Source organism: Agrobacterium larrymoorei (assembly GCF_013322225.1).
Taxonomy (GTDB): Bacteria; Pseudomonadota; Alphaproteobacteria; order Rhizobiales; family Rhizobiaceae; genus Agrobacterium; species Agrobacterium larrymoorei_A.
In genome coordinates this window covers 15,946-35,940 of record NZ_JAAMFB010000030.1, presented here as the reverse complement: position 1 = coordinate 35,940, position 19,995 = coordinate 15,946, and the positions used below count along the sequence as shown (strand labels likewise).

Annotated in this window: 15 protein-coding genes and 1 pseudogene; 12 read left to right on the top strand and 4 right to left on the bottom strand. The window is 55.5% G+C overall.

The genetic code is table 11. The features are described from left to right. Positions 1–122 precede the first annotated feature (122 nt). Positions 123–1,538, top strand: coding sequence for a type VI secretion system-associated protein TagF (gene tagF / locus G6L28_RS18495; RefSeq protein WP_174065296.1), 1,416 nt, complete (start codon positions 123–125; stop codon positions 1,536–1,538). After that, positions 1,528–2,442, top strand: a complete 915-nt coding sequence (locus G6L28_RS18490; protein WP_202033739.1) for a protein kinase domain-containing protein — start codon at positions 1,528–1,530, stop codon at positions 2,440–2,442. Before tagF ends, G6L28_RS18490 begins: the two co-directional genes overlap by 11 nt. Before the next feature lie 154 nt (positions 2,443–2,596). Here the strand turns inward: G6L28_RS18490 and G6L28_RS18485 are convergent, their stop codons facing one another. The 4 genes from G6L28_RS18485 to G6L28_RS18470 all read right to left on the bottom strand — a co-directional run bounded on the left by G6L28_RS18485 (position 2,597) and on the right by G6L28_RS18470 (position 7,806). After that, positions 2,597–3,685: a polysaccharide biosynthesis/export family protein gene (locus G6L28_RS18485; protein ID WP_174065295.1), complete on the bottom strand. Its 1,089-nt coding sequence runs from the start codon at positions 3,683–3,685 to the stop codon at positions 2,597–2,599. Positions 3,686–4,113: 428 nt separating this feature from the next. Next, on the bottom strand, positions 4,114–5,301 hold the full coding sequence (locus G6L28_RS18480) for a lactonase family protein (RefSeq protein WP_234902640.1): 1,188 nt from the start codon (positions 5,299–5,301) through the stop codon (positions 4,114–4,116). Between the two features lie 162 nt (positions 5,302–5,463). After that, on the bottom strand, positions 5,464–6,774 hold the full coding sequence (locus G6L28_RS18475) for a GH1 family beta-glucosidase (protein WP_174065294.1): 1,311 nt from the start codon (positions 6,772–6,774) through the stop codon (positions 5,464–5,466). A 51-nt stretch (positions 6,775–6,825) separates the two neighbouring features. Next, positions 6,826–7,806 (bottom strand): mannonate dehydratase, encoded by a 981-nt coding sequence (locus G6L28_RS18470; protein ID WP_174065293.1) that lies wholly within the window; start codon positions 7,804–7,806, stop codon positions 6,826–6,828. Between the two features lie 451 nt (positions 7,807–8,257). Between G6L28_RS18470 and G6L28_RS18465 the strand changes: the two genes are divergently transcribed. The 10 genes and pseudogenes from G6L28_RS18465 to G6L28_RS18420 all read left to right on the top strand — a co-directional run bounded on the left by G6L28_RS18465 (position 8,258) and on the right by G6L28_RS18420 (position 19,721). Then, positions 8,258–9,832 (top strand): ABC transporter substrate-binding protein, encoded by a 1,575-nt coding sequence (locus tag G6L28_RS18465; RefSeq protein ID WP_234902646.1) that lies wholly within the window; start codon positions 8,258–8,260, stop codon positions 9,830–9,832. Between the two features lie 15 nt (positions 9,833–9,847). Beyond that, positions 9,848–10,876, top strand: a complete 1,029-nt coding sequence (locus G6L28_RS18460) for an ABC transporter permease (RefSeq protein WP_174065291.1) — start codon at positions 9,848–9,850, stop codon at positions 10,874–10,876. Next, positions 10,873–11,772, top strand: coding sequence for an ABC transporter permease (locus G6L28_RS18455; RefSeq protein WP_174065290.1), 900 nt, complete (start codon positions 10,873–10,875; stop codon positions 11,770–11,772). Before G6L28_RS18460 ends, G6L28_RS18455 begins: the two co-directional genes overlap by 4 nt. Next, on the top strand, positions 11,762–12,604 hold the full coding sequence (locus G6L28_RS18450; protein WP_174065289.1) for an ABC transporter ATP-binding protein: 843 nt from the start codon (positions 11,762–11,764) through the stop codon (positions 12,602–12,604). Before G6L28_RS18455 ends, G6L28_RS18450 begins: the two co-directional genes overlap by 11 nt. Continuing rightward, complete coding sequence (locus tag G6L28_RS18445; protein WP_174065288.1) at positions 12,601–13,356, top strand: ABC transporter ATP-binding protein; 756 nt, start codon at positions 12,601–12,603, stop codon at positions 13,354–13,356. The genes G6L28_RS18450 and G6L28_RS18445 overlap by 4 nt, the downstream gene beginning before the upstream one ends. Before the next feature lie 186 nt (positions 13,357–13,542). Next, entirely contained in the window at positions 13,543–14,550 is a 1,008-nt protein-coding gene (locus G6L28_RS18440; protein ID WP_174065287.1) for a ketopantoate reductase family protein, read from the top strand. A gap of 74 nt (positions 14,551–14,624) precedes the next feature. After that, positions 14,625–15,206 (top strand): TetR/AcrR family transcriptional regulator, encoded by a 582-nt coding sequence (locus G6L28_RS18435; RefSeq protein ID WP_174065286.1) that lies wholly within the window; start codon positions 14,625–14,627, stop codon positions 15,204–15,206. Next, entirely contained in the window at positions 15,206–15,808 is a 603-nt protein-coding gene (locus G6L28_RS18430) for a 2-hydroxychromene-2-carboxylate isomerase (RefSeq protein WP_174065285.1), read from the top strand. The genes G6L28_RS18435 and G6L28_RS18430 overlap by 1 nt, the downstream gene beginning before the upstream one ends. A 96-nt stretch (positions 15,809–15,904) precedes the next feature. Further along, a complete protein-coding gene (locus G6L28_RS18425) occupies positions 15,905–17,290 on the top strand; it encodes an FAD-binding oxidoreductase (protein WP_174065284.1) in 1,386 nt (461 codons plus the stop codon). Positions 17,291–17,315: 25 nt separating this feature from the next. Next, positions 17,316–19,721 (top strand): annotated as a pseudogene (locus G6L28_RS18420) (molybdopterin-dependent oxidoreductase). The last annotated feature ends 274 nt before the right edge of the window (positions 19,722–19,995 follow it).

Sequence of the window (19,995 nt, the reverse complement as noted above, 5' to 3'; positions counted from 1 at the left end):
AAGCGTTGAAGTGCGCGTTTGTCAAAGAGCGCAAACAAAGTTCCGATGCAGGACGACCAAACAAAGGGAGGAGCAAGGCTCATGACGAGGAAAATGGCCGAACGCGTTGTTGATTTCGGCTGATGGCAACCCAAGGAGCAAAACCAGCACTCGCTATCACCGAAAACGACCGTATCGGTTTTTTCGGCAAGGTGCCGAGCCATGGCGACTTCATTTCCGAAGGGCTGGAACGAGAGTTCATAACGGCTCTCGACGAGTGGATTCGGGCCGGCATGCATGCTTGCGCGGAGGTTCTCTCTGGCAAATGGTCGGCGACATTTTTGTCCTCCCCTCCACGCCGGTTTATTATCGAGCGCGGTGTCTGGGGAAATTCGGCGTTTGCAGGCGTCCTGCTACCAAGCAAGGATCGTGTTGGGCGAAAGTTTCCGCTCGTTGTCATCGCGCAACTGACGAAATTCAAGCAGCACCCGAGGTCGCTATATCTGGACGAAACATGGTTCATGGCTGCAGAGGCGCTTGCGGAGACATCCATGACTGGAGATTTCGAGATGGCGCGTTTTACCGCTGCCATAAAGCGCCTCCGCCTGCCCAAGCCACGTGAAGACGATGAGGATCTGCCAATCTCCCCCGCCCGCAATGGCGTGCCAACCAGTCTATGGTGGCATATCGACCCGGAAAGCCGAAAGGTGCGCGGCGTCAAATTCGAGGGTAAGCCCAAGACGAGCGACTTCGTGCGGCTGTTTCAGGAAGTGGTGGAGGCCCCAGAAAAACGAGAGGTGCAGGAAGATCGTCAGATCGAACGACAATCTTTGAAGCCCGCCGATACCGGAGTGGACCGAGGACGCCCGGTACAGCGGTCGGCAGCGCCCCCCATACGGATCGTTTATAGTTACGCCACGCATGCGGGAACGCGCCTTTCCACCAATGCCGATTCCCTGTTCGTATCCAAAGACCCGGCACTCTTTGCTCTCGCCGATGGATTAGGAGACAGTTCCAGCGCAATCGAGGCAGCGCGACTGACAACAAATATCATGGCCGATGTCAGTGGACGCGATCCCGAAACATCCGCTCGGGAAATTCGAGGCAAACTCGGCACGGTCAACTCACTGCTTTTATCGCGCACCCTCTCAGAGAACTCGGTCCGTCCGATGGCAAGCGTGGTGACTGCGTCCTTCTTTGAAAACGCATTGACCGTTTTATGGTCGGGCGATGCGCGGGCCTACCTTTTGAAAGACGGCACAATGCATCTCTTGACGCGAGATCACGTCATCGTCGGTCTAAAAAGACAACTTTCGCAATGCATCGGTCATTCACAGCAATTCCGACCGGACGTGGTTAAAGATGGCTGGAATCCCAAGGACCGATTGCTGCTGTGTAGCGCCCCGCTGATACAGGCTTTGAAGGAAAGGACCGTCGCCGAGATCATCGTAGACACTCCGATCAAAGACTGCGCCAACGCGCTGGTGCAGGAAGCACTGATCGAAAATACACGCGAAAATATCAGCGCTATCGTGATCGGAAATACGCTTGAGCGATGATAGCCCCCAAGGCAATACGGGAGCCGAAATCACAGTGGCGGAGCATTTTCATGCTCTCATCCGAGCCATTAACTTCGATGGGTCGAAACAAAGGGCAGCGCAGGAGCAGCGCGACCTGCTTGACCAAATCCGCAATGCGCTGGACAGGCGCATAGAACATTTGTCCGAGCCCAGGATGGGTTGGATTGCCAACAGCTTCTCCATCGAGCGCGCCGCATATGAAAGCGAAACAACCCGCATTCTTGAGCTGCGGCATCGCGATCTTGGAACGCCGTGGGCGTTGAAAACGGTCCCGGCATCGAGGAAAGATGATGTTGCGCTCACTGCGCGCCTGCGCCGTGAAGCGGAGATCGGTTTACAGCTTCGCCATCCGTGCCTCATAGAAACCACGATGCTACTTCGACTTGAGGATGGCACCCCGGGTTTGCTCCAGCCTTGGTATCCGGACACGCTTTCTGAAGTCTCACCAGAACGGGTTATCGAAACGGACGAAGCCGAAGCACTGATCACCAGTATTCTCTCAGGCCTGGAAGAGCTGCACAGCAAGGGCTACATTCACTTCGATGTCTCGCCCGCAAATATCTTCCTGCCGGACGGTAATTTTGAAAACGCAAAGCTAGGTGACTTCGGTATAAGCTTGCGGTTTGGCGAGCAACATAAGGACATGGGGCTTGCCAAAGCCGGTTCTCCGGAATTTACTCCGCCCGAACAGTTTTCTGGCCATCCCGCAGAGCCCAGTCATGATCTTTTTGCATTAGGAAAGATTGCGCAACGTCTCATCGTCAAACTCAACGGACCGGCTAGTGACAGACTTTTAGCTTTCGCAAGAAACTGCTGTGCCGACGAAACATCGGCTCGTCCTTCCTCGGTACAAGAAGCACTGCACATCCTGCGCAAAAGCTGACCGCCGGCGTTTTCAATGCGTTTCCTTGTCAACTGAAACGCTTGAAAGCAACCGCTTGGTTCGCCGTATCAACTTTTACGCTGACGCCTTAGCCCCAAAACAGAGATCAGTTGGAACCGCCCGGTTGCGGCGCTGCGGCAGTCGGAACACTCTTTTAAAATACCGTCAGTAGCTTGGCAGAATCGACCAGCGGCGCATTGCTTGCGTAAAGGACGTCGCCTTTCTGCATCTGGAATAGTTGCATCAATGCAATGCTCGAAGCATCCCGCATATTTACGTGATAGATCACTGGACGCGCGCCAGTGTTCACCGCAACGGGTCCCTTAGAGTCAAGCGATGAAGACGTCGGGACCTGTATAACCTCGCTACGGAAAACATAAACATTGCGAGAATCTGCCCGGTCATCAAGGAGGCCACCGGCACGGCCGACAGCCTGCGCGAGCGAGAGCTTGCCGCTTTCAAACTGAAACTCCCCGGCGCTTTTGAATGCACCAAGAGCTGTAAAGCTCGAAGCTTCACCATCGATCATGATCTGGTCGTCTGGAGACAGACGGATGTTCTGGCGGTCTTCCCGCATGATACGATCGAGAGGGGCGCTTGCCCGCTGCGACCCACGAACGACTGTTACCGTTGCTGCACCCGGAGCGACAGTTGGCCCACCGGCCTGGTTAATTGCATCGAGCACACGCTCCTGTCGGGCGGTCAGCGCGATTTTACCTGGAGTGGCGACAGACCCACTGAGCATGACGGCGCTGGTCGGCTTGTCGACCACAGTAACGACGGCCTGAGGATTGACGGCAGATCCCTTCAGACCCGCGACGACCTGATTTTGCAGACCTTCGGTCGTCGAATCGACGACGCGCTGCTTGCCGATAAAGGGCAGGTTGACGTTTCCGCTCTGATCAACAGTAAAGCGCCCAAGATTAAGTGTCTTGCTCTGCGTTGACGAGAACAGGCCGTCCTCGCCGGTATCGAGCACGGTTATATCGATGACGTCACCGCGGCGCAGGCGTTGGGAATTATACCCGGTATTTCGAAGTGCTGCGAGGCCGGGGCCTGTTAAGCTCTGCATAATGCTTGCAGACGATGTCGCTGCCGGCGCATTGGATAGCTCGATGACCGGAATTTTCTCATTCGTCTGAGGAAACTTTGCAGACCGGATGTTGCCTGCGGTCGGTCCATCCGAAGGCCGGGCGCAAGCGCTCAACACGGCCAGCAGAAGTACCGAAACAACCTTCTTCATTCCCCGTCTCCCCGCGACAGAATCACCTACACGCAGGAATAGCACCTGATTAGGAAGCCGCAATAACTTTAAAGCTGAAAATTGAAAAAGACTGCGTTTGGATTCGATCACATGTTACCCAAGTGCAACCAATTACGTTACGGTAAGCGAATGAGACGTGGCCATTCTCAAAGTTAGCACAAGAAATTTGTTCGCTACACTCAATTGAGCCTGTGACGGCTGGTCGGAAAGATGGCTTACTATTTCATTTTAAAGATTTAGCACCGCAGGCTAAGCGGTCATATCAGCGTATTAACTGCTCCAGTAAACCACCGCTCCGGAAACAATTGTCGCTTTCGAAGCGCCTGTCACCGGAGCGGCAGTTCAATGATATTCAATCCTAGCGAAAATCACGTCTGATTACTAAGACGCGAATAAAAAGCTAATATTCAAGGCAGATCGACGATCTCGATCCAGTTCGCACCTTTGCCCACCGGATAACGCCCCACGGATTTCAGTGAACCATCCTTTTGATCGATGCCGTAAACGGAAAGCTGTTCTGACTTTTCACCAGAGGCGATCAAAAACCGACCTGTCGGATCGATACGGATGCCTCGCGGCTGTTTTTCCGTTTCCACAGAGTCCATACGGGTAAGTGCTCCCGTATCTGCGGCCACAGAAAAGACGGCGATAGTGCTGGTCGAACGCTCGGTTCCATAAAGAAACTTACCATCGGGCGTCATTGCGATATCGGCTGCCCATATTCTGGCGGGAGGAGTCGCAGTGCTGGCGGGGGCTGCAGGACGTGGTGGTGCGTTGAACGCCGGGGGTGCTGGCGGGGCTACGCCCGGTTCGAGGCCGGAGCCGGGAGCAAGGAGGGCAGTCGTTTCCTTCGCGGTCAACGTTCCCTTTTCAGCGTCGAGCGCAAAGTGAATAACTTCCCCGCTCAATTCGGTCACGACGTAGACGGATTTGTTGTCGGGCGACACGATGATATGGCGTGGCCCCTGCCCAGCTTTTGTAGCAATGCTGGCTGGAGAATTAGGTTCCAGCATTCCCGTTTCCTGGTTCAGAACATACTGAAGAACCACGTCAGAGCCTAGATTGCTGACGAAAACGTATTTACCGCTCTTGTCGCTGACTATGGAATGGGCATTGCGCCCCGTCAAAATCATCTGTCTTGCGCCGTCCTTGACGAGACCATCGGCGCCGATGGGCAAGGATGCAATCTTATTGCCGCCATAGGACGCGACAAACAGCAACCTTCCTGATTTCTCGACAGATACATAGGGCATGCTGTCTGGCAGTGCCGCAACCGCTTGTTCGCTCAGCCCCCCTGTCTTCGCGTCGATCGCGTATGATACGACACGATAAGGCTGAGATCGGACGACGGCATATAGGTGCGCGTTATCGGGACTGACCGCCATAGGCATCACAGATTTTCCTGCCGATACCTTGCCCTCGGGTGTCAGGGCACCGGAATTCTCGTCCATGCTGTAGGTATTGATTTCGCCATCAGTGGCCGCAGAGACGTAAACCATCGTTCTCGCGGCAGCCGTGGTCGATGTGGCAAGCACCGCACCCGTGAAGGTGAGGCATACTGTCGTCAATAATGAAATCGCTTTATTCATCTGCATCGTTCTTCCTCCTCCAGAATTATAGGCAGCCCAATTCAAGCCCCATGTCGATATCGCGTGGAATGCATGATTATAGCGGTTCGCACGTCACCTTCACCGAGAGTTCAACTCAGCGCTCGTCGGCGACCCCTGTATGCCTGCTCGAAAATAGACTGCGCGCGATCAGCGCACATTATTCAACATCGTTTGAAATGCTCGATAACTGTCTTTTGGCACGCGATCCCGCGTGGCCGGGTCCATACCCACTATGCCAAACTTCGGATCGTATCCCTCCGCCCACTCGAAGTTATCGATCAATGTCCATGCAATATAACCACGTACATCCGCGCCTTGCCGCTGCGCATCGATGATTGCTGCAAAGTGCTTATCGAAGAAAGCGATACGCTTTTGCTCATCGGTTTCGGACATACCGTTTTCTGTTACGTAAAGCGGCAGGTTTGGATATTCCTTCGATGCGCGTACCAGGAACTCCGTCAATGCCTGCGGATAAACTTCCCAGCCGACATTGCTTTTCTCAAGGTCGCCGCGCGACTGGGTGAAGGGGAAAACGGGAACGCTATCATCGTATTTATAGAGCGAGCGCGTGTAGTAGTTGATCCCAACCCAGTCGATCGGAGGGCTCATGATCTTCATGTCATCCTGCCAATTCGAAGGCAGATAAGGCTCCAGAATTTCTGTCACGCGCTCCGGATATGTTCCCTTGATTGCTCCATCAAGGAAGAAGCGATTGAAGATTGCATCACCCAAAGCCGCGGCCTCGATGTCGTTCGGGCTTTGGCTGAATGGCTCTGCCTTCTCCATGTTCACAACGATACCGAGCTTGTCTTTCACGCCTTCGTTGCGCATAGCGGTGATGCCGAGGCCATGAGCCAGCAATACGTGATGCATTGCTCTGGCCGTTGCCCGCACATCCCGATATCCCGGCGCATGGATGCCCATGAAATGGCTCAGCACCGTGACACACCACGGCTCGTTGAAGGTGGCGATGCTTTCAAGCCGCCCTGCGAAACGGCGTGCTACCTCAGCCGAATAATCCGCAAAAGCAGACGTCGTATCGCGGTTCATCCAGCCGCCGCGATCCTGCAAGGCGCTTGGCAAGTCCCAATGATAGAGGGTCGCCAAAGGTTTGATGCCGCGCTCCAGCATGCCATCGATCAAACGATCATAGAAATCGAAGCCCGCCTGATTAACAGGCCCCTTCCCTTCAGGAATGAGACGAGGCCATGCAAAGGAAAAGCGGTACGCATCGAAACCGGCATCGCGGATAAGATCGAGATCTTCCTGCCAGCGATGATAGTGATCGCAGGCAATCTTGCCCGTATCACCATTTTTTACGTTTCCGGGTGTTGCAGCAAACGTATCCCATATGGAAGGACCGCGCCCATCCGTTTGCCCACCCTCGATCTGGTGAGCGGCCATAGCAACGCCGAAAAGGAAATCCGGGCCAAAGTCTGCGCGTTTATGTGAAAACATCGATTATTCCTTTGGCCGGGATGACTTGATTTGCGTTCGCATGGAGAGGTGCTATGCCCCGTAAGCTTCAAGCGCCTGCAACAGTGCAGCGGTGTAGCCGTAGCAATATGCGAAAGCCACGCCTTGCGGGTCACGCCCGGAGATCGTCGGCACATGATCCGGCATGATCATGTATTTATAGCCGACTTCCTTGTAGACGCGGAGGGAGCGGGCCATGTCCATGTCACCTTCGTCCGGGAAGGTTTCCATGAAAGACAGCTTTTTGCCGCGAATATTGCGGAAATGAAGGTTGAAGATCTTCCCACGGCTGCCGAACCAGCGAATGACGTCGTCGATTTCCTCGCGTGGATTATCGAGCATTTCTCCAACGGTACCCTGGCAGAAGTTGAGCCCATGGTAGGGGCTTTCGCGCATCGTCACGAATTTCTTCAACCCGTCCACAGTGCCAAGTACGCGGGTCACGCCCTTATAGCCTGGCGGCGTATAAGGATCATGCGGATGGCAGGCGAGACGGATGCGGTTGGATTCCGCGACGGGTACGACGCGTTCCAGAAAATAATCGATACGTGCCCAGTTCTCGTCTTCCGACAACACACCCGCCAAACCCGGAGCCGCGTTCTGGTCCGTTTTGTCCCAGCGGAAAGAAGCATTCAAGGAGCCGCCTCGCCCTCGTTCGTCGGGCGTGCGGGGAATACCGATGAGGTTGAGATTGTACTTGGCGGCAGGGATACCTGCGGCTGCCAGATTTTCAATGAGCTTGCAGATGGCGTCGATCTGTCGGTCACGATTCGGACCAGCAAGAAGAATATCGGGATAGGTCGCGGTCTCGATCCGGTTAGACGGCAGCGGCAACTGGATCATGTCGAGCGTCAAACCAAAGCTCTCGACCTTTTCCCTCAGTCGCTTCAGATCATCCAGTCCCCATGCATCCAGCGGACCGTCGGGATCGGCGCATATGTTATTGACGCCAAGTTGAGACCACACTCGATAATCATCGTCATCACGCGCAGCGAGTTGAGTTCCTACATACATGTCATTCCTCCGTATCGATGCATGACATAATATGAATTTTTGGCGTTGTCGAGTTGCGAGGTGCCATCGCTCCACTGCTCAATTCGGCAGCGCTTTTCAATGGGCACAGGATGAAAACTACAACCCGTCAAAAGAACGAGACTCAAAAGGCCGCAAAGATTAAACCAATGGTTTAATTAGGGTTTTTTAATGTTATTCTCCGATGAGCATTTGGATATTCAGTATAGCTGACTTCCGACAAACTACATCTCAGAATCTGGATTTCGTGGCTTGCACATCCGGGATTATTCAGGTTCACTGATATCACATGAAGGTCGAAGGGCCGTATGTCTCGGGAGAAGACATCATATGTTATCGGTCGCAAAACGTCCGTAATCATACGACACCGTTTCGAGACGATTATTGTGAATTGGAGGAGGAAACTATGAATCTACCTTACACAGCTCGCCTGATGGGAGCCGCAATTTCTCTGTCACTGGCCAGCTCCTCTGCCATTTATGCTGCAACACCCAACGACCAATTGGTCATCGGGACCTCGTTGGCGCAGGTTCTCTCCCTCGACCCGCAACAGGGTACCGAGGTCAAGACGCAGGAAATTCTCGCCAACACCTATGATCGTCTCGTTTTTGCCGACCACAAGGACGGAAACAAGATCAAGCCGCAGCTGGCCGAAAGCTGGACTGTCGACGACAAGGGAATCACTTTCAAGCTGCGCGACGCAAAATTTGCCTCGGGCAATCAAGTCACGTCAAAAGATGTCGTTTTCTCGCTTGTGCGCTTGATGAAGCTCAATCAGTCTGCCGCGACGAATTATAAGACGGCAGGCTACACCGCCGACAGCATCGAAGGTCTGGTATCTGCGCCGGATGAGAAAACATTCCGCATCGAATTGACCGACAAGGTCATTCCAGAAGCATTGCTCTACAGGCTGGCCATGGGTGTTTCGTCCATCGTCGACAGTGCCGAGGTCGAAAAGCACGTCAAGAACAACGACTACGGCAACGAATGGCTGCGCACGAATACGGCAGGATCTGGCCCCTATCTGCTACGCCGCTGGACGCCAAACGATATTGTTCTGCTGGAAGCCAATGACGAATATCGCGATGGCAAGCCGACCATGCGCCGCATCGTCATGCGCCATGTGCCGGAGAGCCAGGCGGCCCGTTTGATGCTGGAACGCGGAGATATCGACATTGCCAGCGCTTTGACGGCAGCGGATGTCAAGACATTCGAAACCAAGGCTGGCTTCGTCATCGATCAGGTCAAGACGGGCGGCTACTATGTCCTCGCCATGAATGCTGGCACGGAACCGCTGTCTAAGCCGGAAGTGCGTGAAGCAATTGCTTACGGTATCGATTACAAAGGCATCGCCAACACTATTCTTGGCTCATATGGCCGTGTCCGCAACGTGCCTGTGCCGGAAGATTGGGCGGGTGCAATTCCTAATCCCGACTGGTCTTTCCAGCCGGAAAAGGCAAAGAAACTGCTGGCAGACGCGGGTTATCCTGATGGCTTCACGGTGACGCTGAAGACCATCGCGCAAACGCCTCGCGTGGATATGGCCACCGCAATTCAAGCCAATCTTGCCGATATTGGCATCAAGGTGAACATTCAGCAGGGCAACGGTGCGGATATCGTTGCGGCCCATCGCGCCCGTAATTTCGATCTGCTTTTGCCGCAGACCGGATCGTTCATGCCGACCGCGCTCGGCTCTCTGGACAACTTTGCGTCCAACCCTGACAACTCGAAAGAAGCCAACAATGCAGGCAATTTCGTGTGGCGCTCGGCATGGGACATTCCTGAACTCAACAGTCTCCTGCAGCAGGCAAACAGGGAACGTGACGATGCCAAACGTCTCGAACTGATCAAGCAGATACAGGAAAAATTTGTCGCTCTGAAGCCTGCCGTATTACCGATGTTCGAGCGTTTCGAGCCCATCGTCCTCAGTGGTCGCCTCAAGGGGTATAGCGGCCATCCATGGTCCCTGACCCGGATCGAAGGCGTAACGAAATCCGACGCTCCATAATAAAGGCGTCTCGCAATGAAAGAGTTTACGCTCATAGAGCTGGCGAAGCGCCTTGGTCACCTATTGGTCAGTCTCTTCGTCCTGCTTGTTGTAACCTTCGTGATCGGTCGGATTCTACCGACCGATCCAGTGGGCGCCATCGTTGGCGAACTGGCAGATCCTTCCGCCTATGCCGCCATGCGGGCAAAGCTTGGTCTCGACCTGCCGATCTACCACCAGTTCTGGCTATACCTCTCTTCGCTGCTGCAAGGTGATCTGGGAACGGCCATCCTGACCGGTAATCCGGTAACCCAAGACCTTGCCAAGGCATTCCCCGCGACGCTGGAACTCGCGACGCTTGCCGTCATCATCTCAACTACGCTCGGCGTTCCACTCGGCATGATCGCGGCATTCTTCCGCGACAGCTGGTTCGACAAGTTCGTCCGCGTCATCTCCCTTGTTGGTCACTCCATACCCGTTTTCTGGTTCGGCATTGTCGGTCTGGTCATCTTTTATGCGGGGCTTGCGTGGGTTGGTAGTCCGGGCCGCGTAGACGTGTATCTCGAAGGCCTCGTTGAGCCACGCACTGGACTGCTGCTCGTCGACAGTCTGTTGGCCGGGGATAATGAAGTATTCTGGAACGCGGTACATCATATCATCTTGCCAGCGTGCATTCTGGCCTATTCCGCGATGGCCTATATCACCCGCATGACCCGCAGTTTCACGCTGGAGCAGCTCAATCAGGACTATGTGGTTGCAGCACGCGCCAAGGGCGCTTCCAGCATACGCATCGTCACCCGCCACCTCCTGCCCAACATCGCAGTGCAGCTGATTACGGTGCTGGCGATTTCTTACGGCGGACTGCTCGAGGGTGCGGTGGTGACGGAGATCGTGTTCTCCTGGCCGGGGATCGGTCAGTACATGACCAATGCCCTGATGACCGGGGACATGAATGCCGTGCTTGCCGGTACGCTCATCATCGGCCTGATCTTCATGGCCCTGAACTTTATTTCCGATCTGGCCTATCTGGTCTTTGATCCGCGCACCCGAGAGGTGACGACATGAGTGCCAATCCCGAAGTAGCCCTACCCCACCAACCCTTGAGTGTCGGTGTGCGTGCTATTACGAGCTTTAAAAGCTTTTTCAGCAAATTAGCAGATGAACCGCTGGGCATGTTCGGTTTTGCCGTTTTGCTTTTGCTTGTCGTAGTCGCCATTCTCGCACCATGGATCGCGCCGTACAGTCCAACTTCGCAGAACCTCTCGGAAGCGCTTCGCCCGCCGAGCTTTGCTCATTGGGCCGGAACAGACGAATTCGGTCGTGATATCCTCTCTCGCCTGATTTACGGTACGCGCATCACAATCCAGACCGTACTGGCCGTTTCCCTCATCGTCGGACCGTTGGGTTTGCTCATTGGAACAGTCGCTGGCTTTGCCGGGGGACGAACGGATGCATTCCTGATGCGGGCGACGGACATCGTCCTCAGCTTCCCGTCACTGATCCTTGCTCTCGCCTTCGCCGCTGCACTTGGTGCTGGGCTGAATACGGCCATCATCGCCATATCGCTTACGGGTTGGCCGCCGATTGCGCGTCTGGCACGCGCTGAAACACTGATCGTTCGCAACACGGATTACGTCGCAGCGGCCAGGCTTTATGGTGCGTCGAATATCCGTCTGCTCTTTCTTTACATCGCACCCATGTGCATTCCGTCCGTCGTCGTGCGCCTGACCTTGAGCATGGCAGGCGTCATTCTCACTGCCGCAGCGCTCGGTTTCCTTGGTCTTGGCGCACAGCCACCATCCCCGGAGTGGGGTGCGATGATTTCGAACGGACGAAAGTTCATGCTCGATAACTGGTGGGTCGCGGTCATGCCCGGCATCGCCATTCTCTTGACGAGCCTTGCCTTCAACCTCGTCGGCGATACGCTTCGCGATATTCTGGATCCACGCCATGCAAGATAACGAGACGATCCTCAAAATTCGCGAACTTTCGGTACGCTTCGGGCGGGCAGCCTTGCCGGCCGTCCAAAGTGTAAGCCTGGACATCCGCGCCGAGCGCGTCGGCGTCGTGGGAGAGTCCGGCTCAGGCAAGTCCACTCTAGGCCGCGCGATCATGCGGCTGCTTCCACCCTCCGCCCGTGTGGACGCGACCACGCTCAACTTCGAAGGCGCGCCGCTTCTTTCACGAAGCGAGAAAACGATGCGAAGTCTGCGCGGCAACCGTATCGCACTCATCATGCAGGACCCGCGCTACTCTCTCAATCCTGTTCTCAAAGTTGGAAAACAGGTAGCGGAAGCTGCGATCCTTCACCAGAAGATCGGCAAGAAAGCCGCCTATGACCGCGCAGCGGAAATGCTCGCCAAGGTTCGGATTGCCGATGTAGCGCGGACGATGGAGCTTTATCCGCACCAGATTTCCGGCGGCATGGGGCAGCGCGTGATGATCGCAATGATGCTGCTCGCCAAACCTCGGCTGGTTATTGCGGACGAGCCCACCTCGGCACTGGATGTCAGTGTTCGGGGTGACGTACTTAGACTTCTCGATGAACTGGTGCGCGAAAACAACTCTGCGCTACTCCTCATCAGCCACGACATAAGGATGGTGGCATCGTTCTGCGAAAAGATTCTGGTGATGTACCAGGGCCGCGTTGTGGAAACCCTTACAAATCTGGAAGACGCGAAGCATCCTTACACGAAAGGGCTCATTGCTGCGATGCCCGACCCGAAAAATCCAGTTCGCCGACTGCAAGTGCTGGATCGTCAGGCCATCGCCGAAGCCGGGAGAATGGCATGATCGAAGTAAGAGATTTAACTGTCGCGTTCGGGCAGGGAAACGAGCGCAAACAGGTCGTGAACTCGGCCAGCTTTTCCGTAAAGAAAGGCGAGACATTGGGCATAGTGGGAGAATCCGGATGCGGAAAGTCGACCGTGCTCCGCTCGCTTGCCGGGCTGGACCGCCATTGGGAAGGAGAAATTCTCCTTTCCGGCACGCCGGTCGATCGCCAACGCAGTAAAGAACAACTGTTGCTCGCTCAGATGGTCTTTCAGGACCCGTACGGCTCTATTCATCCACGACACCGAATAGGACTTGTTCTGGCGGAGCCGATAAGGGCTATGGGAATAGGCTCAGGCTGGGACAAGGTCGCGGGGGCGCTGGAACGTGTGGGCCTGCCAGCCGCGTTTGGCGATCGCTTTCCCCACCAGTTATCAGGTGGCCAGCGGCAGCGTGTCGCAATCGCCCGCGCACTGATGCTGGAACCGGAAATTCTTCTCCTTGACGAACCCACATCTGCCCTCGACGTTTCTGTGCAGGCCGAGGTTCTCAACCTTCTCTGCGATCTCAGAGACCAGCGAAACTTGACCTATGTTCTCGTCAGCCACGATCTTTCAGTCATTGCACATATGTGCGATCGCATCCTCGTCATGCAAAGTGGCAACTTCGTCGATGAACTGACAAAAGACGACTTGCAGCGCGGCGTAACGCATCACCCCTACTCCAAGATGCTGTTCGACGATGCCGTTGAAGGGCTTGTAAGACGCAATTAAGATGCTCGGACAATTCGAACTGAAGTAGGTTTCTGCTTGACGTCCCTGATGCCAAGCAGGAACAATATTCTATTAATTCAGTAGAAATAGAATGACCGGTCTTCCTCTTGAATCTTTAGCCTCATACAGTCTGTCTCATTGTTCGATCTGTGAACGTTCGTCACTGAGTGGAGGCTAAGTCATTTCATGACCCGCTACGTTATAATCGGGGCTGGTGCCGTTGGCGCAAGCCTGGCGGCCCAGTTCGCCTTATCCGGCATCGACTATGTTCTGGTCGGCCGGGGCGCTCACACAAAACATATCAAAGAGCATGGCCTGACATTCCGCAGGCCTGACGGCACACGTCAGGTCGAACTCTCAATCTTCGACCTGAGTGAGCCGCCAGCCTTGCGACAGGGCGATATTTTGTTGCTCACGGTAAAATCCCAGGACGCGGCCAGCGCACTCGCCTTCTGGTCATGGCAAGCCGTAACTGAAGCCACGCTAGCTGCATCGTCTTTGCCGGTCGTCACTTTCCAAAACGGCCTCGCCACGGAAGCGTTTGCGCTAAGAACGTTTGCCCGCGTCTACGGGGCAAGCATAATGACGCCTGCACGTTTCACCGAGACTGGAAAAATCGCGGTTGCAGGAGATCCGTATGTTGGCATCGTGACGATCGGACGTTTCCCTGAAGGACGTGATGACGTCAGCGATAAAATTGCGGCAGACTTGAACAACGCTGGCTATATTGCTGAAACGACTGCCGATATTCGTCGATGGAAGGCTGCGAAACTCCTTCATAATGTTCGCAATGTGCTGGAGTTGTTTGAAGGTGACGCTCATCTGCGAGACAAGATCAGCGCATCCCTCGTGGAGGAGGCGGGACGAGCGCTCTCAGCCGCAGGCTACGATGTTGCCTCCCCATCGGAACGGAGTATCGATATTTCGAAATGGCGGGTTGCGCCTGACAGTGGAATTTCCGCTGGGCAGCAGTCCACCTGGCAAAGCTTTGTGCGAGGGGCGTCTAGTGAAGTCGATTTCCTCAATGGCGAAGTTGTTCTTCTAGGCCGCCTTCATGGTGTCCCCACCCCCTATAATGCGGCCGTTCAAATCTTGGCGGGTCAGCTCGCCCTCAAAGGTGCCTTCACGGAACCGCTGCCGTTACATGCGATCGCTACGCTTACGGATCGCAACGTGCCGTCTTCCGCCGGATGATCTGGATGCTGATGCGAAGATGCAATCCAGCCAATAATCCGCCGATTCCGAACCTGACACTGTGAAGCGACGCAATGAAAGAAGCTATATCAGAACACATTCTTGAGGCAGCGGGCGCACTCTTCTATCGCGAAGGGATCAGAGCCGTCGGCATTGATCGTATCATTGACGAGGCGAAGGTCGCTAAGGCGACGCTCTACAGGCACTTCCCCTCTAAGGACCACCTTGTTGCCGCTTATTTATCAGCTCGGCATGAGCGCGTTATACAATCGCTGCAAGAGGTACTCTCCTCGACCATATCGCCGAAGGAACAGATAAGATCGATCTTCCAGCGCCTCTACGAAAAAGCGGACAGCCCGGATTTCAGGGGGTGTGCTTTCGCTCTGGCCGTTGCCGAGCACGGAGATTCCGAAAAAGTCTGTTCGGTAGCGCGCCATCACAAGGCAATGGTTAGCGACATCTTTTCCGCAGTCATAGAGAGATCGGGAAGCAGAGACAGCTTCGCCGCAGTCCATCTTTCACTTCTTTACGAAGGGGCTCTTGCGACCGTCGCTGTTGGACGCGACCCGAAAGCGGTGTTGCTGGCGCGTGACTGCGCAATGTCCGTTTTCGATGCGACATCCTCCACCCACCACTATGATAGAAAGCATGCATAATGACAAAGACGATCGATTACTTCTTCAGCATCGGCTCACCCTGGGCTTACATTGGACTGGAGCCCTTTACCGCACTCGCGGAGAAGTATGGCGCGACCGTCAGGCCCCATGTCATTGCGTTAATCGAAGAAAATGGTGGTATCTATTCTCGTAATCGGCCCGAGGTTCGCCGTGCCTATTGGACGAAGGACCTCAAGCGCTGGGCCGCATTGCGTGGCAAGACACTCAGCCTCGACAACCGTGCGGCGCTTTCCGATCCAGCACCTGCGGGCGCGCTCGTGGCAGCCGCTATCGAGGCCGGTGCAGACTGGCTCACGCTGACCTTGGCGCTTCAATCGGCATTCTGGTCACGCGGCGAAGACATCGGCGATCTCAAAATCCGCCGCTCGATTGCGGATGGCGCGGGCTTTGACGGCGACCGACTGATCAAGCACAGCGAAAGCGCCGAGGTAGCAGCACAGCTGAAGGCGAGTTACGAGACAGCTAAAGTCGCAGGCGTTTTCGGCGTACCGACCTATCGCTACGAAGGCGAACTCTATTGGGGGCAGGACAGCCTTCCTTTCCTTGAGCGCCATCTCAATGGCGAGCGGCTCGTCGCCTGAACAGCGGAATATTGAAAGAGGCAGAACCAGTGCCTCAAGAAAGCAGCCGAGGCCCCGGCACGTCGCCGGGCGCGCTTGGTTGCCAGGGAAGTTAACATGACAAAACTGTCTGTCGCCCTCTCGCAATCCTTGCGAAACCTGCTTGGCGAGCGATATTCCACATCGACCGCCTTAAGGGAACAGCATGGGCGTGGGGAAGCACATCACGCCGCATCCCTTCCCGACGCTGTGGCCTTTGCCGAAACGACCGATGAAGTGTCCCAGATCGTGGCGCTCTGCGCCGAGGAAAACGTCCCGGTCATCGCCTTCGGCGCCGGTACTTCACTCGAAGGGCACCTCTCTGCGGTTCACGGCGGCGTGTCTATCGATTTGTCACGCATGTCACAGGTTCTTCGTGTCAGCCCGGAAGACCTGGATTGCTCCGTCCAAGCTGGGGTAACCCGTGAGCAGCTGAATGCCCACCTGCGGGATTTGGGACTGTTTTTCCCAATCGATCCCGGTGCGAATGCATCTCTAGGCGGAATGGCCGCTACCCGTGCGTCCGGCACGAATGCGGTGCGCTATGGCACCATGCGCGAAAACGTGCTTGGCCTGACGGTGGTGCTACCGAGCGGACAGATCATTAAAACCGGGGGTCGGGCACGAAAATCATCAGCCGGTTATGATCTGACGCGGCTCTTCGTTGGCTCGGAGGGCACGCTCGGCATCATCACCGAGATCACGCTTCGTCTCTACGGTATCCCCGAAACCATCTCGGCGGCCCTCTGCTCTTTCGGGAACATCGAGCAAGCGGTTGCGGCGGCCATTCAAGTCGTACAGCTTGGTATTCCTGTCGCCCGAATGGAACTGATGGATCGCGACCTGATCGAAGCCGTCAATGCCTATTCAGGGCTGGATCTAAAAATTCGCGACACTCTGGCCTTCGAATTTCACGGTTCGCCTGCGGGCGTACGGGAGCAGGTCGAGATGGTCTCGTCGATCGTCGAAGAGAATGGCGGCAAGGACTTCGAATGGGCAAACGCCCCTGAGGATCGTAATCGGCTCTGGAAGGCCCGCCATAACGCCTTCTATGCCGTCGTTTCCCAGAGGCCAAACGCCAAAGGCTGGTCGTCGGATGTGTGCGTACCGGTCTCGAAGCTTGGCGACTGCATCGTCGCCACGCGCGAGCTTCTGAAAGATTGTAGCGTCCCCGCTGCCATTCTCGGGCATGTCGGCGACGGTAATTACCATGTCGTGTTTGCTGTAGACCCGACCAATCCAGAAGAGCTTGCCGAGGTTCAGGCCATCAACAAGAAGATGGTTCTCCATGCGATATCGGTAGGCGGCACTTCGACCGGTGAGCACGGCGTCGGCACCGGCAAAATCGACTATCTGCGGGAAGAGCACGGGGATGCGGTCGATCTGATGACTGTCATCAAACAGGCCATCGACCCCTCAGGCATCATGAATCCAGGAAAAATTCTGCCTGAGCGGCACCCATGATTTCCCGGCCAAGGTGAGTGTGACGATGAATAGTTTTAAGACCCACAGTTCTCACTGGGGCGCTTCTTCCGGACGCATTACCGATGGCCGATTGGAGATAAGGCCGCACAAGAAAGATCCGCACCCCTCGCCCTTGCTCGGCAACCTTTCGGCTGTTGCGGACAGCCCGGTCCGCGTCAGGCGTCCGGCTGTTCGGCGAGGATGGCTGGAAGCCGATGACCATCACGCACAACGACGCGGCATTGATGAGTTTGTCGAAGTATCCTGGGTGGAGGCCGAAATGCTTGTCGCCGCAGAACTTCGCCGCGTCTATGATCTGCATGGCCCCGCATCCATTTTCGGCGGCTCCTATGGCTGGGCGAGCGCCGGTCGATTTCATCATGCCCAAAGCCAGATCCATCGATTTCTCAATACCCTTGGCGGCTATGTACGGTCTGTCAACACTTACAGTTCGGGCGCGGCGATGGTCATCATTCCGCATGTTCTTGGCCCCTATGACAGCTTCGACCGCAAAAGCGTAACCTAGGACGCCATAGAGCGGAGCACTGAGCTCGTGCTGGCGTTTGGTGGAATGGCGATCAAGAACGCAGATGTCCACGGCGGTGGCATAAGCCAGCATACGGTGCGGCAAAAACTGGCAGGCGCGCGCAAGCGAGGGGCGCGCTTCATTTCTGTGAGCCCCCTCAAGGATGATTTCGCCGCAGACCTGAACCCTGAATGGCTCCCGACCAGGCCCGGCACCGACGTCGCGCTTATGCTTGGACTTGCGCACTGCCTTGTCAGCGAGCGCGTGCACGATCGAACGTTCCTGCAGCGCTACACAGTGGGCTATGAAAAGTTCGAGAATTATCTTTTGGGAGAGGATAACGGGCAGCCCAAGAGCGCGGAATGGGCAGCCTCAATCTGCGGCATCGCCGCAGAGGCAATCCGAGCCCTGGCGCGAAGGATGGCAGGCCATCGAACATTGATTACCGTCAGCCACTCCCTTCAGCGCGCAGACTTTGGTGAACAGCCGGTCTGGATGGGAATAGTGCTTGCAGCAATGCTTGGCCAGATCGGACTAGATGGCGGTGGGTTCTCCTACTCCCTCGGCGCGCTTGGTAATATCGGCAAAAACCTGCTGTCAGTTCCCCTACCGACACTCGACCAGTTCAAAAATCAGGTCACGGACTACATTCCCTGCGCCCGGATAGCAGATATGCTTCTCGATCCCGGCGGTGAGTTTCATTATAACGGCCACGCCCTGCACTATCCTGACATCCGCCTCGTTTATTGGGCGGGGGGCAACCCGTTTCATCACCACCAGGATATCAATCGCTTGAGGTCCGGATTCAAGCGCCCTGAGACGATCATCGTTCATGAATCCGCGTGGACCTCGACTGCACGACACGCAGATATCGTGCTTCCCGCAACGACAACCCTGGAACGCAATGATATTGGCGCAGCCGACCGCGACCCACTGATGATCGCAATGAAGCGTGTTATGGACCCTGTTGGAGAGGCCAGAGACGATTACGACATCTTCGCTGGAATTGCCCGCCACATCGGCACGTTCGATACCTTTACAGAGGGACGCTCCAGTCAGGATTGGCTCGCTTTTCTCTATGACAAAACCCGATCGGCGCTGCAAACACAGGGACATGACGCGCCGGATTTCGATACGTTCTGGCAGCGCGGTGAACTTGCTCTTCCAACGAAACCCGATGACGGAGGTCCGGCGACCGGGTTTCGACTTGATCCCCAGTCAAAACCGCTGCTCACGCCTTCCGGCAAAATCGAAATCTTTTCCAAGACCGTGGAAAGCTTTGGCTACGATGATTGCAGCGGTCATCCCCAATGGTATCCCGCGCGACACGACGTAGCTTCAGAAACGAGCATTCACCCACTGTACCTCGTTTGCAATCAGCCTTTTCAACGGCTGCACAGCCAACTCGATTACGGCAATTATAGCCGTTCGACCAAAATCCGTGACAGGGAACCGGTGCGTATCCACCCAAGCGATGCTGCTGAACGCGGGATCAGTGATGGCGATATTGTCAGGCTTTTCAATGGTCGCGGCAGTTGCCTGGCAGCGGCAGTCCTTAGCGAAGATGTCATGATCGGGGTCATGCAACTTGCGACGGGCGCGTGGTTCGAGCCTGACGATCCAGCCGCCGAGACGACCATGTGTGTTCACGGCAATCCCAATATTCTCACCCGTGACGTCGGCACCTCTAAACTTGCACAGGGTTCCACCGGGCAGATCGCGCGGGTCGGGATCGAGCGCTACACGGGCGATCTCCCCGAGGTCAGAATTTTCAGAGCGATGAAATTTGCGCAGACCGACGAAGCCGCAGTCATCGGTCGGGTGGCACATTCGTCCGCTCGATTGCGTGCCGAAAGCCTCGTTGAAACCACGATCCAAAACAGGGCTGAACAGGCAACAAAATAATCCTCTAAATCAATAGAAAAAGAACAACTAGTCTTTCTCTATTGAGCGCGGCTGCTACGTTATAGGCAGGATGAACATCAAACGGCAGGGGACTGCGCCATGAACGAATTATGTAGAAGCGGGCGCGCTTCACGGGTTGGCAGAGCAAGCTAATTTCGTCAGCCACCAAGGCGCCCCATCTCCAACATCAACAGGCTTTTGAAACCATCGGGCGTGGTCCGTGGAGCGCTCCCGTGCGCCTTGGCGCGATTGCAAAAAGCCAATCAATTCATTT